Annotated in this window: 16 protein-coding genes; all 16 read left to right on the forward strand. The window is 34.3% G+C overall.

Annotated features, from left to right (window positions below; translation table 11 throughout):
• Positions 1 to 45: 45 nt before the first annotated feature.
• Positions 46 to 2058: an ABC transporter ATP-binding protein gene (locus CVU84_11315; protein PKM94333.1), complete on the forward strand. Its 2013-nt coding sequence runs from the start codon at positions 46 to 48 to the stop codon at positions 2056 to 2058.
• 357 nt (positions 2059 to 2415) lie between these two features.
• Entirely contained in the window at positions 2416 to 3942 is a 1527-nt protein-coding gene (locus CVU84_11320; protein ID PKM94051.1) for an FAD-dependent oxidoreductase, read from the forward strand.
• 239 nt (positions 3943 to 4181) lie between these two features.
• Positions 4182 to 4643, forward strand: coding sequence for a pyridoxamine 5'-phosphate oxidase family protein (locus CVU84_11325; protein ID PKM94052.1), 462 nt, complete (start codon positions 4182 to 4184; stop codon positions 4641 to 4643).
• Between the two features lie 47 nt (positions 4644 to 4690).
• Positions 4691 to 5650, forward strand: a complete 960-nt coding sequence (locus tag CVU84_11330; protein PKM94053.1) for a glycerol-3-phosphate dehydrogenase — start codon at positions 4691 to 4693, stop codon at positions 5648 to 5650.
• Positions 5651 to 5661: 11 nt separating this feature from the next.
• On the forward strand, positions 5662 to 6570 hold the full coding sequence (locus tag CVU84_11335; GenBank protein ID PKM94054.1) for a YafY family transcriptional regulator: 909 nt from the start codon (positions 5662 to 5664) through the stop codon (positions 6568 to 6570).
• 114 nt (positions 6571 to 6684) lie between these two features.
• The gene (locus CVU84_11340; GenBank protein ID PKM94055.1) at positions 6685 to 7143 is read left to right on the forward strand and encodes an AraC family transcriptional regulator; all 459 of its coding nucleotides are present in this window, start codon (positions 6685 to 6687) and stop codon (positions 7141 to 7143) included.
• Between the two features lie 34 nt (positions 7144 to 7177).
• Positions 7178 to 8011: an endonuclease VIII gene (locus CVU84_11345; protein PKM94056.1), complete on the forward strand. Its 834-nt coding sequence runs from the start codon at positions 7178 to 7180 to the stop codon at positions 8009 to 8011.
• Positions 8012 to 8188: 177 nt separating this feature from the next.
• Positions 8189 to 8947, forward strand: coding sequence for a peptidylprolyl isomerase (locus tag CVU84_11350; GenBank protein PKM94057.1), 759 nt, complete (start codon positions 8189 to 8191; stop codon positions 8945 to 8947).
• A 323-nt stretch (positions 8948 to 9270) separates the two neighbouring features.
• Positions 9271 to 10110: a UDP-N-acetylenolpyruvoylglucosamine reductase gene (locus tag CVU84_11355; protein ID PKM94334.1), complete on the forward strand. Its 840-nt coding sequence runs from the start codon at positions 9271 to 9273 to the stop codon at positions 10108 to 10110.
• Between the two features lie 47 nt (positions 10111 to 10157).
• On the forward strand, positions 10158 to 11030 hold the full coding sequence (locus CVU84_11360; GenBank protein PKM94058.1) for an RNase adapter RapZ: 873 nt from the start codon (positions 10158 to 10160) through the stop codon (positions 11028 to 11030).
• Between the two features lie 20 nt (positions 11031 to 11050).
• Positions 11051 to 12010, forward strand: a complete 960-nt coding sequence (locus CVU84_11365) for a hypothetical protein (GenBank protein PKM94059.1) — start codon at positions 11051 to 11053, stop codon at positions 12008 to 12010.
• 15 nt (positions 12011 to 12025) lie between these two features.
• Entirely contained in the window at positions 12026 to 12973 is a 948-nt protein-coding gene (whiA, locus tag CVU84_11370; GenBank protein ID PKM94060.1) for a DNA-binding protein WhiA, read from the forward strand.
• A gap of 11 nt (positions 12974 to 12984) precedes the next feature.
• Positions 12985 to 13245: an HPr family phosphocarrier protein gene (locus CVU84_11375; protein ID PKM94061.1), complete on the forward strand. Its 261-nt coding sequence runs from the start codon at positions 12985 to 12987 to the stop codon at positions 13243 to 13245.
• Between the two features lie 241 nt (positions 13246 to 13486).
• Positions 13487 to 14032, forward strand: coding sequence for a hypothetical protein (locus CVU84_11380; GenBank protein PKM94062.1), 546 nt, complete (start codon positions 13487 to 13489; stop codon positions 14030 to 14032).
• An 8-nt stretch (positions 14033 to 14040) separates the two neighbouring features.
• A complete protein-coding gene (locus CVU84_11385; protein PKM94335.1) occupies positions 14041 to 14775 on the forward strand; it encodes a ribonuclease PH in 735 nt (244 codons plus the stop codon).
• Complete coding sequence (locus CVU84_11390) at positions 14765 to 15382, forward strand: non-canonical purine NTP pyrophosphatase (GenBank protein ID PKM94063.1); 618 nt, start codon at positions 14765 to 14767, stop codon at positions 15380 to 15382. Before CVU84_11385 ends, CVU84_11390 begins: the two co-directional genes overlap by 11 nt.
• The last annotated feature ends 89 nt before the right edge of the window (positions 15383 to 15471 follow it).

The raw sequence follows: 15471 nt of genomic DNA on the forward strand, positions 1-15471 counted from the left end.
GAAAATAAAAACAAATTTGACGATAAAGGCTATGATAAAAAAATCATATTAAGACTATTAGCATATGCTAAGCCTTATGTTGGATGGATTATGCTCTCTCTTGTATTGGTTCTAGCAGTTGTTGGAATTGAGCTTCTGCGACCAGTATTAATTGGCACAGCGGTAGATGAAATGATTGCTGATTATAAAAAACCCTACGCAATAGTTGAAGTAACCACGAATGATGCAATTGCCATTGGGGACATGATGGTTGTTTTGGATAACAAGATCTATGAAAGCAAGCCTAAGGGTCGAATCGTTTACAACGAAGACTATACACCATCATACTTTTTTGTATCCTATTTGACGAAGGATCAGCTTCTTGCCCTTGATGAAAGCAAAGTGATTGCTAAGGAACATAAATATTACATTACGATAGATGGTGTTGAAAAAGAGGTCCTTCCATTATCTGATGTAGAACTTAAAGGGCTTAGACAAAGTGACATTGATAAACTTGTAAAGATTACCATTTTATTCATCGGTGCGTTAATATTGGGTATGATACTGAACTACTATCAAACATTATTGTTGCATTATACGGGTCAGAAAATTATTTATAATATAAGAGATGAATTGTTTACTCATGTTCAAAAGTTATCTGTTCAATTTTTTAACAATAATTCTGTGGGTAAATTAGTAACAAGGATAACAAATGATACGGAAACCTTGAATGAAATGTATACGAGTGTAATTGTGAATTCCGCTAATAATATATTGATGATTATTGGCATATCAATATTTATGTTTGTTCTTGATTGGAAATTAACGCTTATTATATTATTGGTAATACCACTCATTGTGATCGCGACTGTTTTATTCAGACATTATTCTATAAAAGCATATCGGGATGTACGAACAAAGGTTGCTGCACTTAACACCTTTCTTTCAGAACATTTATCTGGGATGAAGATCGTTCAGATTTTCACACAAGAAGATAGAAAAATGAAAGAATTCAAACACTCTAGTGAAGAACTATTAGATGCCCATATGAAGCAATTAATCTTGTTTAGCATATATAGACCGTACATGTATTTTATGTATGTCTTGGGGTTAGTCATTGTTCTTGGCTATGGGGGGATGAAGGTAATTAAGGGAGAAATGTCAATTGGAACGCTCATAATCTTCATTCAATATATTTCAATCTTTTTTGAACCTATCCAACAGCTTGCGGAGCAATTTGATATTTTGCAATCGGCTATGGCCTCGGCAGAAAAAATATTTTCTCTACTTGATGAAGAGGCGGATGTGAGGGATGAGGATGATTTAATTGAGCTTGAGGAAGTACGTGGTGAAATAGAATTTAAGAATGTATGGTTTGCTTATGATAATGAAGATTGGGTATTAAAGGATGTATCCTTTACTGTAAAATCGGGAGAAACAGTTGCATTTGTTGGTGCCACTGGAGCGGGAAAGACATCTATATTGAATCTCATTAGTAGATATTATGATATTCAAAAGGGTGATATCTTATTGGATGGATTATCAATTCGAAAAATAAAGGTTCGCAATCTAAGAGCGCACATTGGTCAAATGCTACAAGATGTTTTCTTATTCACAGGTAGTATCAAGAGCAATATTCGCTTAAAGGATGAAAGTATCTCAGACGAACAAATTGTAGAAGCTTCAACTTATGTTAACGCAAGTCAATTTATTGATAAGTTGCCAAGGAAATACGACGAAAAAGTATATGAAAGAGGAGCGACCTTCTCAGCAGGGCAACGTCAACTATTATCCTTTGCAAGAACCTTGGCTTACAATCCTTCAGTACTGATTTTAGATGAAGCCACATCAAATATTGATACCGAAACAGAAGGGCTTATTCAAGATGCTTTGATAAAGTTAATGGAAGGCAGAACCACCTTGGTAGTTGCACATAGATTGTCAACAATACAACATGCTGATAAAATAATTGTGCTTCATAAGGGTAAGATTAAAGAGGTTGGTAATCATCAAGAATTATTGGCTAAGAAAGGAATTTACTATAGTTTGTATCAGTTGCAATATCAAGAGATTAGTTAGAGAAAATATTGGGGAAAAATTATGATGATATGCTAATTTATTGTGAAACGCTACGTTGTCGACAAAGGAACATTTGTATTTTATTAATATAAATCAGACTGTCGACAAAAGCATTTTTTCTGATAGGTGTACTCATCATTGGCAGTAAGTGTTCATTTTCTGGCCTTACCCTTCGGCCGGTCAGGCGAAAAATGAACACTTACTGCCTTTTGTATTAATCTAGAAGAAAAAATGCTTTTATCTCTGTTTCGTTTTGTTTACGCAATTGAAGCATCAAATAGCTAACAAGGATTTTAACAACCCATGGATTCACTTGAATTGGGCATACTATTCTTATTATTCTAGAGGAGGCTTTATATGGAACAAATAGAACACATATCCTTTTGGGAGCAATCAATGAAAAGTACCGAGTATCCAAAGTTAGATCGTAGAATCAAAGTAAACACAGCAATCATAGGTGGAGGTATTTTTGGTTTAACCTCGGCATTACTTCTTATGAAAGAAGGTGTAGATGTAGCAGTATTTGAAGCAAACAAGTTAGGAAGCGGTGCAACTGGGAGCACAACAGCAAAGGTTACTTCGCAGCACAGGCTGATCTACCAAGATATTATATCAGAGCAGGGTGATGAGCATGCACTTCAATATGCTACGGCAAACCAAGGAGCAATAAAAAAAATAAAGGACATTATTCAGGAATTAAAAATAGATTGCGATTATAAAGAACAAAAAAGCTATGTTTTTGCTACTACTGAAAAAGGTCTGAAAAAGGTTCAAAAGGAATACGATGCTGCCATTAAACTTAATTTGCCAGCTTCTATTGTAACGGAAAGCTCTCTGCCTTTTGAATGTGAAGCTGCATTATGTTTCGACGGACAAGGAATGTTTCACCCCTTAAAATATTTGTTTGGCATTTCTGATATTCTAAGGGATAAGAAAATTCCTGTATATGAAAACACTCGTATTATTGAGGTAGATGGTAATGGACCGTTTGTATTGACAACGGATGATGGAGTTGAAGTAGAAGCTGAAAAAGTGATAATCGCAACGAAATATCCTATTCTGAACAAGAAAGGATTGTTAGTTGTTAAACTATATGTTATGCGTACTTATATAGTTGCAGGGTATTCATCAAAATTACATTTAGATGGAATGTATATCAATGCAGAAGATCCGGTTCGTTCTTTAAGATCGTATACGCAGGATGATAAAGAACTTATACTTGTTGTTGGCGCCAGCCATCAAACTGGTGAATGTAAAGATACGACAAAGCTATATGAAGAACTAATCGCCTATGCTAAAAAACTAGATCCTGACTTTGATGTTAAATACAAATGGTCTACACAAGATTGTCTATCCTTGGATAGTATCCCTTATATTGGAAGCCTGTCGGAGGACTTATCCCAAATATATGTTGGAACAGGTTTTTCGAAATGGGGAATGACAAATGGAACAGTAGCGGCAATGATCATTAGTGATTTTATACTTGGAAGGAACAATCCGTGGAAGGAGGTATTTGATCCGAAAAGAGGCTTTAGCTTAAAGACTTCAAAAGAATTGTTAGTGCAAGGGGTTGATCTAACGGGTGATCTAATAAAAACGGTTTTGCCAGTAGATGCGGTAGAATTAATTGATATTAAGAAGGGTGAAGGAAAGGTGATAGAGTATAATAATGAAAAGGTTGGGGTATTTAGAGATGGTAACGGCAATGTATTTGGAATAGATCCAACCTGTAGACACTTGGGGTGCCAAGTAACGTTTAATAATGCGGAAAAAACGTGGGATTGTCCTTGTCATGGTTCAAGGTATCATTTTCAAGGAGGAGTTATTGAAGCTCCAGCTGTACATGCATTAGAGCAAAGGGAGATAGGCGAAAGTGGGGATTAAAACGAAATGGCTATCATTATTTACATGTATATAAATTGTAATGATAGTTGAAACGTGATAAAATGATATAAATTTTACTTAACTGAAAATGCCATCAACTATTTTGATAAAGATAGCAACAAATAGTAACCGTTTATATGCTTAAATCATATGCGGTTACTAATTTCATGTTGCATAATCATAGTCCTTTAAGTTACAATAGCTTCAAATAATCAAAAATGAATGGTCTGGAGAAAATGATGAGAAGAAAAGAAAAAGAAATAACAGACATAAATGAAATTGAGCAAATTTTAAAAAGAGCACAAGTATGTAGGCTGGCACTCTCTTTTAAAGATAATCCATACATAATTCCAATGAACTTCGGATATAGAGATAATCATTTGTATTTTCATTGTGCCAGAGAAGGCAAGAAGCTTGAGATCATAGAGGAAAATCCTAAAGTTTGTTTTGAAGTTGAAGTAGATAAAGAATTAATGAAAGGTGAAAAGGGATGTAATTGCTCCATGAAATATCAAAGCGTGATTGGCTTTGGTATAGCATCAATCATCGATGAACAATTAGAAAAAGTAGCAGCGCTAGATATTATAATGGAACAATATTTCGAGAATAAAAATTTCAACTTTAGTCCGTCATCAGTAGATGCGGTAAAAATTATTAAAGTAGAAATTAATGAAATGAGGGGTAAGAAATCAGGATTTTAACCGAGCAGAGATTTTGTAGCACTGACTAAAAGTATATGGAGGAAAATATGAAAGTATCAATTATTGGATGTGGAAGATGGGGAGCTTTTCTTGGATGGTATGCAAATAAAATAGGTCACGAAGTATTAATTTGGGGAAGAGAATCTTCCAAAAATATGGCTATATTAAAAGAAACAAGAAAAAATGAATATCTACAATTAAGCCAAAATGTTATTCTTTCAAATTCTCTTGAAGAGGCAATCAGCTTCTCAAATTATATAATCATCTCCATTAGCTCACAGCATCTTAGATCTACGTGCCAGAAGTTGAATGAGTTTGACCTAGAAGGAAAAACCATCATTTTAGCGATGAAAGGAATTGAAGTAGATACTGGCTTTAGGTTGACACAAGTGCTTTTAAGTGAAATAAAGCAACATATCAACATTTCGATATGGGTTGGCCCGGGACATGCACAAGCATTTACAGAAGGAATACCTAACTGCATGTTAATCAGTTCTAGTACGATTGACGTATCAAAACAGGTGGTTACTGAATTTGGTAGCGAGCTCATTAGACTTTATATTGGGCAAGACATTATTGGAAATGAAATAGGAGCAGCAGCAAAGAACGTCATTGGTATAGCAGCAGGAATGCTAGATGGTTTAAATTACAGTAGCTTAAAGGGGGCGTTAATGGCTAGGGGATCAAGAGAAGTAGCGAGATTAGTAAGAGCTATGGGAGGAAATGAATTGACGGTATATGGGTTGAGCCATGTTGGTGATTATGAGGCCACTCTTTTTTCGAAATTTAGTCACAATAGAAGATTTGGTGAAGATTTTGTAAAAGGTATAGAATTTAATAAATTAGCGGAAGGTGTATCAACAGTAAAGGCATTGCTATTACTTGCAGATAAGTGTTATGTAGATATGCCAATATGTAAAGCGATATATTCCATATTATACGATAATGAAGATCCTAAGCAAGTACTGAATGATTTGTTTTTGCGCCCAATAACATTTGAATTTTAAAGGTGATATCAATGAAAATAAATCGGTTACTTGAAATAACAATATTATTGATGAATAAAGGAAGCATTACTGCTAAAGAATTGGCGAATAGATTCGAAGTATCTACTAGAACGATTTATAGAGATATAGATGTTTTATCTTTATCTGGGGTACCTGTTTATGCAAATAAAGGTAAGGGTGGAGGAATATCCTTGCTTGATAGCTTTACACTGAATAAAACAGTGATATCGGAGCAAGAGAGCGATAGTATTTTACTTGCATTAAAAACATTAGAGGCTACAAGGTATCCAGATGTTGAACTGATCCTTGATAAAATTAGTTCAGTCTTTAAAAAAACAAATGCTACCGATTGGGTACATATTGATTTTTCTCCATGGGGAAGTAGACCAAATGAATATAATAAGTTTCAAGAAATAAAAAGAGCGATATTAGAACATAAAGTAGTTTCATGTGACTATGTTAATAGCGAAGGAGATAAAAGCCAGAGATTTATAGAGCCTATGAAGCTGTTATTTAAAGGGCAAGGATGGTATTTGTGGGGCTATTGTAAAAACAAATGCGACTTTAGAATGTTTAGAATTTCAAGAGTGAAGAATGTGATTGTAACTGAAGAGTTTTATGAAAGAAGGCAGGAACAAGCAATTGATTATCAAGAATTTACTGACCCTATGATGGTTCTAATACCGTTAATTTTAAGGTTTCAACCTCAGGCTTTATATAGAATTTATGATGATTTTGATGATGAGCTTATTACTAGAAATGCTGATGGTACTTGTGATGTTCATGTTGCATTTCCAGAAGATGATTGGATATATGGATATTTATTATCGTATGGTAGTATGCTGGAGGTATTAGAACCTGAAACAATACGACTTGAAGTGAAGTATAGAATAGAAAATTCCTTAAAAAATTATCAATAGTGTATATAATATGACATACTGATGTCAAACATAGAGTGTAGAATATAATTATACTATTCATTATGAAACCTGAGCGAATGCAGAGGTTTTGAACATTGATTTGGAGGAATAATTATGAACTACGAAATTTTATTAAATGAGCAACAAGAACAAAAGGTATTATCAATTAGAACAAGAACAAAGATTGAAGAATTGCCCTCAAAAATTGGTGAAGCATATGGAAAAATAATGCAACATCTTACTGGGCTTGGACAAACACCTATTGATGCACCTTACACCGCATATTATAATTTGGATATGAATGACTTAGATGTTGAAATGGGTTTTCCTGTTGCAAGTCAATTGCAAGACAAGGACGATATGAAAGCAACAATCATACCGGCTGGAAAATATGCCTCCTGCATGCATAAAGGGCCTTATTCTCAAATGGAAAAGCCATATGAAGCCATGGCTAAATGGATTGAGGAGAATGGTTATGAGGCTATAGGAATATGTTACGAATACTATTACAACTCTCCAATGGAGGTTGAAGAAAGTGAACTATTAACCAAAATTGTTATGCCTTTGAAGTAAAGGATAACACAGCAGAAGGATGTGAAAATTTATTATGATGGAATTACCTGAAGCAAAAGTAATAGCCCAGCAAATCAACGAAACAATCAAAGGAAAGAAGATCATGAATGTGGTTGCAGCATGTTCACCCCACAAGTTTGCATGGTACCATAAGGATCCTCAGGCATATCATGACCTTTTATCAGAAAAAACGATTGATGGTGCAGTGAATCAGGGTGGTATGTTGGAAATCAAGGTTCAAGATGCAGTTATGTTATTTTGTGAAGGTATAGGTATTAGATATCATCATGTAAATGAAGAACGTCCTAAGAAGCATCAATTATTAGTCGAATTTGATGATTTCTCTGCAATTAGCATCTCGATACAAATGTATGGCGGTATAATGTGCTTTAAAGAGGGAGAGATTGATAACCCATACTATGAAACGGCAAAGCAAAAGCCTTCGCCATTTATAGATTTGTTCAGTTGGGATTATTTTAATCAGCTTATTTCAGCAGATGAAGTACAAAAATTAAGTGCAAAAGCTTTTTTAGCTACTGAACAAAGAATTCCAGGCCTAGGTAATGGTGTGTTACAGGATGTACTGTTTAATGCTAAAATTCATCCTAAGAAAAAGATTGCTACTTTTAGCGATTTAGAAAAAAATGAAACCTTTCATTCGATTAAAGTAACCTTGACTGAAATGATGTTTCAAGGTGGAAGAGATACTGAAAAGGATTTATTTGGCTGCGCTGGAGGGTATAAAACGAAACAAAGTAAAAACACAGTGAATGAACCATGTATTGTGTGTGGTAGCTTAAATAAAAAGGAAAGTTATATGGGTGGTAGTATATATTTCTGTGAAAACTGCCAAGTATATAAAAAATAAAAATACTTGCTATCGCTATGTTTTCTCCATCCGATTTATATTGTATTACATGCTACGCCAAGGGCTAAATACTATAGCTAATAGAATATTTTCTTGAAAAGCAATAGTAAATAGTGTAATATTAATAAATGAGTTTATTTACTCAATACAGGAGATAAGTCATAGGAGAAAAATACAATGGAAAATAATGTAATAGCTAAAGTAGGCAATATTGAAATTACGAAACAACAGATGATCAATATTATAAGAAGCTTACCTCAACAACAAGCAATGGAAGTGTCAACACAAGCAGGTGCAAAGAGATTATTAGACGAAATGATAGCAGGCGAATTATTATATTTAGATGCATTAGATAATAATCTCCAAGCTGATGAAGAATTTAAAAAAACCTTAGAAGAGGCTACACATGGCTTGCTACAGCGTTATGCCATTCAAAAGCTCCTTCAAGATGTTACTGCTACAGATGAAGAAATTCGTGATTATTTTGAAAAAAATAAAAATAAATTTATTAGTCAGGATCAATTAAGAGCTAGACACATCTTAGTTGAACATGAAGCAGAAGCAAAAAAAATAAAAGGTGAAATTGAATCTGGTTTAGAATTTTCTGAGGCAGCACAAAAGTATTCCACTTGTCCTTCAAAGGAAAATGGTGGAGATTTAGGGGTTTTTGAAAAGGGAAGAATGGTTCCTGAATTTGAAGCAGCTGCATTTTCTCTTGAAGTTGGTGAACTTAGTGACCTGGTTAAAACATCCTTTGGTTATCACTTGATCATGGTTGATGAGAAGATAACATCAGGTGAAAAAAGTTTTGAAGAGGTTGCAAGTCAATTAAATCAAATGGTAGTTCAAGAAAAGCAAGGTGAAGTATACGACGCTACGCTTGCTAAATTAAAAGCAAAATATTCAGTGGAAGTAAATGAAGAAGCATTAAAATAAATAAAGCAATAAAAAAACAAAGTATCATGAAGGCAACTAAAAAGCCTTTTTGATGCTTTTTTTTGGTGATAGATGTATAATATTCTGTCGTTGATTTTCTTTACTTAATTGCTACAAATAGACTCTCGTGGTATAATCTAATTACGGCAAGCATAAGCCGTAGAGAAGTGCTAGATATATTTGGAATCATAAGTAGGATACATTAATAAGATAAGTTATAAATCTTTAGTTTATAGAAATGGAGTCGTAGCGTGAATAATAACGAAATATTTAATAAATTGAGAAGCATATTAGAGGACAATGAAATATTAAGAAATGAACCAATGAAACTGCATACCTCATTTAAAATTGGTGGACCAGCGGATTTTTTTATTGCTCCTAAAAATATTGAGAAGCTAGTAAGTACGATCAAGCTTTGTTCAAATGAGAAAATACCATATTATATAATGGGTAATGGTAGCAATTTATTGGTATCGGACAAGGGCTTTAGAGGAGTAATATTGCAAATATACAAAAACTTTAATGAAGTAAGAATAGTTGATGATAGAGTGTATGCTCAAGCTGGAGTATTATTATCAAGACTTTCAAAAGATATTTATGAAGCAAGTCTTGAGGGTTTTGAATTTGCATCGGGCATACCAGGGACATTAGGTGGTGCTGTTTTTATGAATGCAGGTGCTTATGGTGGAGAAATGAAGCATATTGTTGAAGAAGTTACGGTAGTAACTCATCAAGGAGATTTTATCAATCTGCCGAAAGAAGCCTTAGCATTAGATTATCGTAGCAGTATTTTGCAAAAGGAAGACTATGTAGCAATTAGTGCAACCCTTAAGTTGAAAAAGGGAGAGAAGGAACTCATTAAGAGGACCTTAGATGAACTTAACCATAAGCGAAAAACCAAGCAACCACTTGAAATGCCAAGCGCAGGAAGTACCTTTAAACGTCCTGAGGGGTATTTTGCAGGCAAACTTATCATGGATGCAGGACTAAGAGGTCACTGTATAGGTGGTGCCCAAGTTTCTGAAAAACATTGTGGTTTTGTAGTAAATAAAGGAAGTGCTACTGCCGAGGATGTTATCTTATTAATGGAACATGTACGCGAGGTAGTTAAGGAAATGTTTGGAGTAGAATTAGAGCCTGAAGTAAAACTACTTGGTGAGTAAAGTAGTTTACAATGCGCTATAAAAAGCCGTTGGAAAGGATGGACCAAATGCAATTTACAGTAGTTACAGGAATGTCAGGTGCAGGTAAAAGTACAGTTTTAAGAATTCTTGAGGACATCGGATTTTTTTGTGTAGATAATCTGCCCCCTATTCTAATAAAAAAGTTTGCGGAAATTTGTTTTAGTCCAGATTCGGGTATCAATAAAGTTGCACTAGGCATTGATATTAGAGGTGGGAATCTTTTTGCGGAGCTCTTTAAAGAAATTGGAGAAATCAATCAAAGTGGTTACAATGTTGATCTGATTTTTTTGGATGCAAATGATGATATTTTAATTAAGAGATATAAGGAAACTAGACGAAAGCACCCATTGGTAGTAAATGGTAGAATCCAAGATGGGATTAAGTTAGAAAGAGAAATGCTTGTTGAAGCTAAAGAACGAGCTAAGTATATCATTGATACTAGTAATTTATTGACTAGGGAATTAAAGGAAGAAATTATTAAGATTTTCACTGAAGGTAGAAAGTATGAGAATTTGATCATTACTATCTTATCTTTTGGGTTTAAATATGGGATTCCTTCAGATTCAGATTTGGTATTCGATGTAAGATTTATCCCGAATCCGTTTTATATATCTGAACTAAAACACAAAACGGGTAATGATCAAGTCATTAAAGATTATGTTATGGGATGGGATGTTACCCAAAAATTTCTAGAAAAGTTAGAGGATATGATTAGCTTTTTACTACCAAATTATATTAAAGAGGGCAAAAATCAATTGGTGATTAGCATAGGGTGTACAGGAGGAAAGCATCGTTCTGTAACAATGGCAAATGCGCTATGTGAAAGCTTGAAGGGCAACGAATATAGTGTAAACATACATCATAGAGACATCGAAAAAGATGCTAAACGTGGCAAATAATATAAGGGGTATGGAATTCTATGAATATGAAAGAGGATCATCATATAGTGTGTATTGGTGGAGGAACAGGCCTATCAACTATGTTAAGAGGATTGAAGGCGTATACTGATAATTTGACGGCAATTGTTACTGTGGCTGACAATGGTGGTGGCTCAGGAATCCTTAGAAGAGAAATGAATATTCTTCCACCTGGTGATATTAGAAACTGTATTCTTGCCTTAGCAGAAACAGAATCATTAATGAATCAGGTATTGGGTTATCGTTTTACAGAGGGAAGCTTAGAGGGACAAAACCTTGGAAATTTATTTATAGCAGCACTCAATAATATATTGGGAAGTTTTGAACTAGCAGTTGAAAAGTTTAATGAAGTATTGGCTGTAAAGGGAAGAGTGCTACCGGTTACAGTTGAAAATATTCAACTATGCGCGTTATTTGATGATGGAACAATTACTACAGGCGAAACAGAAATAGTAGATCAAAGTAAAATGAAAAGCAAAGCGATTCAAAAAATGTATCTAGAACCTGATTCTCCAAAGGCGTATGATAAGGCAGTTCAAGCGCTAAAAACTGCTGACACGATTGTCCTTGGACCTGGTAGTCTATATACGAGTATTATACCCAATTTATTGGTTTGTGGAATCGGGGATGCCATAAAACAGTCAACAGCCAAGGTTGTATATGTTAGTAATATAATGACGCAACCAGGTGAGACGGATCATTATACTTTGAAAAAGCATATAGATGTTATTGAAGAATATCTTGGGAAAGGTATTGTTAATTATATAATTGTAAATGATAAGGAAATTGATGAAGAAGTACTTTTTCTTTATGAAGAAGATGGTGCACAACAAGTCGTTGTTGATTTAATATCAAATGAAAGTAGAACGGTTGTTAGGAGCTCACTGGCTAAAATCAATACTGAAGATTGCTACATAAGACATAATTCAGAAGAATTAGCAAAAGTTATTATTAATCTATAGAATGGAAGTGATGATATGTCTTTTTCAACTAGAGTAAAAGAAGAATTATCTAGGCACATAGGTGGTGGAAGACATTGTAAAATTGCCGAAATTGCTGCAATTATTAACATGTGTGGAAAGATTAAGGTGGATACCAATGGAGATGTTAGTATAAAGGTGCAAACTGAAAATGCTGCAGTTGCAAGAAAGTACTTTACAATCATCAAGAAAACCTTTAATATTAATGTTGAAGTACTTATTAGACGTAATAGTTATCTGAAAAAAAACCGTGTATATATCATGTATCTGACCAATAGTTTAGTAGCGCAGAAGGTATTAAAGGCTACAAAATTAATTGATATTCATGATGATCAAATTGAAATCTTCCATAGAATTCATCCATTAGTTGTTCAAAGTGTATGCTGTAAAAGAGCTTACATTAGAGGGGCATTTTTAGCGAGTGGTTCAATGAGCGATCCGGAAAAAACCTATCATTTAGAGTTCGTAAATCTACATAAGAAACACAGTCAAGAACTGATGGAATTGATTAACTCTTTTGAAATGGATGCTAAGATTGTTGAAAGAAAAAAATATTTTGTTGTGTATTTAAAAGAAGGCACTCAAATAGTTGATTTATTAAATATTATGGAAGGTCATGTTGCATTAATGGAGCTTGAGAATTTAAGGATTCTTAAGGAAATGAGAAATAACGTAAATCGTATTGTGAATTGTGAAACTGCAAATCTGAACAAAACAGTATATGCCTCGGTGAGACAGATAGAGGATATTGAATATATTGATGCAACTGTTGGACTTAATAGTATACCAGAAACCTTAGAGGATATGGCAAGGCTTAGGATGATGTACAGAGATGCTACATTAAAAGAGCTAGGTACAATGTTAGATCCACCTGTTGGTAAATCAGGTGTCAATCATAGACTTAGAAAAATAGGCGAAATAGCTGAAAAACTTAGAGATAATTAAAGGAGGACAAGATGGTATCAAAAGAAATTACAGTAAAAATTGCGTCAGGCTTCGAATCCAGACCAGTAGCTTTGTTTGTGCAGGTTGCTAGTCAATTTAAAAGCAATATCTATGTATCCCTTCAAGAAAAAAAGGTAAATGCCAAGAGCATTATGGGGATGATGTCTTTAGGCGTATTAGAAGGTGAATCTTTAATCATCAGCGCAGATGGGGAAGATGAAGTGAAGGCGATTGAAGATTTAGAAAGTTACTTATCTGAAACAGAACAATAATTTACTTAATATGGGGGCGTTTCTCCAACTCAAGCCGAGCAAAGCATTGCTGCTCAGTCTTGAATTGGAAAAGCGGCCCCTTTAACATGTTCAAAAATACATTTCGAAGCAGTAGTTCAATATACGTAGAAGATGATAAAAACTTACAAAAAGACCCCGTTGTTAATAAAAGAACAATAAAGTAAAATATTAACATATAGATATGTGATTTAGTCACTATAAAAAAAGGGGCAGGATAAATATGTATAGTAAAATAGTTGGGTTTTTAATGGGATTATTTATTGCTTGTCAGTTTAATTTAGTGGATTCAGAGGGGATTGAGTTTGGACTGATTAGGCAGCTCGACACAGAGGTTATTGGAGTGGAAACAGTAAATGCAGCAGAGAAATTACAATTAGAAAAATCTACAAATAGCATTGGTGAAGGGAAGAAAACAGTTAAGGAACCTTGCGAAATTGAAATGCAACAAAGTATAAATGCTGCATATCAATTACTGATGTTGGGAAATAAACAAGAGGATTGTTTTATTCCAGAAGGTAGTAAACTAAATAAGGTAATTGTTTTGGACGGTGAATTACTCTTGGATTTTTCAGAGGAGTTGTTAAACTATGGAGGTAATATGTGGGAAGAGCAGCTAGTTGCGCTCATACTTGATACGGCATTTTCATTTGAAAAAATTCAGTATGTTACGGTTACAATAAATGGAGAAGTTAAAAATTTTGTTGAAGGAACTACCATAAATAGGTATACTAGAGAAAAATGGATTGAAAGGAAACAATCAAAATGAATGATGATATGAAAAGAATAGATGGAAGAAATTTTGACTCCTTAAGAAATGTCAAGATAACTAAAGACTATATTCTATACCCTGAAGGGTCAGTATTGATTGAAATGGGAAATACTAAGGTTATATGTAATGCAAGCGTAGAGGAGAGAATCCCATCTTTTAAAAAGGATTCTGGAGAAGGTTGGGTTACAGCAGAATATTCGATGCTGCCTAGAGCAACAGGAGAAAGAACTACAAGAGATATAAGTAAATTAAGACAGAATAACAGAAGTGTAGAAATACAGAGGTTAATCGGTAGAGCTATAAGAGCAGTTGTAGATTATAAAGCACTTGGAGAAAGAACAATTACATTAGACTGTGATGTAATTCAAGCGGATGGAGGTACTAGAACTGCATCTATTACTGGAGCATATGTAGCCCTTGCATTGGCATGTCATAAGTTACTTAAACAAGGTTTAATTACTAAAATGCCTCTAACTGGTATTGTAGCGGCAATTAGTGTAGGTGTTGTTGAAGAAGTAGCGCTTCTGGATTTATGCTATCAAGAAGACAGTCATGCTAAGGTGGATATGAATGTTATTATGACAGATCAAGGGGAATTTATTGAGGTGCAAGGAACTGGAGAGCAAGCGCCATTTTCTAAAGCTACATTGAACAGCTTACTTGAATTAGCAGAAAAAGGTATTGCTGAGCTAATACTGATACAAAAGGAAGTGTTAGGAGAAATTGCAGATGAGTTATAAGCCTATTATTTTCGCTACAAAAAACGAACATAAATTAAAAGAAATTAATGCAATCCTTGGTGCAGTTGGAATAGAAGTTATTTCCATGGAGGAGGCAGGGATTGATACTGATGTTGAAGAAGATGGTTTAACCTTTGAGGAAAATGCCATAAAAAAAGCGGAAGAAATAATGAAGGCAACAGGGGAAATTGTATTAGCTGATGACTCAGGATTAGAGGTTGATTATTTGGACAAGGAACCTGGAATTTATTCAGCAAGGTATGGGGGTGTAGATACCCCGTATAAAATAAAAAACAAGCTGTTAATCGATAGATTAGAAGGGGTTAAGGAATCTAAGAGAACAGCACGTTTTGTATGTGTAATAGCTGCAGCATTTCCAGAGGGGAATACAATGACTACTAGAGGTACTATAGAGGGTACCATTGCATTTGAAGCAAAGGGTGACAATGGATTTGGTTACGATCCAATTCTTTACGTTCCAGAATATAAGCTGACAACGGGTGAAATGCCATCTGATTTGAAGAATTCTATCAGTCACAGAGGCAAGGCACTAAGAGCAATGAGGGAAATTTTAGAAGAATATTTTACAGGAAATACCAATATATAAGTGTAAAATAATTGCGCTATTGAGAGGGTAATAAAAGATAATCAAAATGAAAAAATTTTCCACTTGCCAATCATAAACGTGTATGTTAT

It is taken from the genome of Firmicutes bacterium HGW-Firmicutes-1, assembly GCA_002841625.1.
Classification (GTDB): Bacteria; Bacillota; Clostridia; order Lachnospirales; family Vallitaleaceae; genus HGW-1.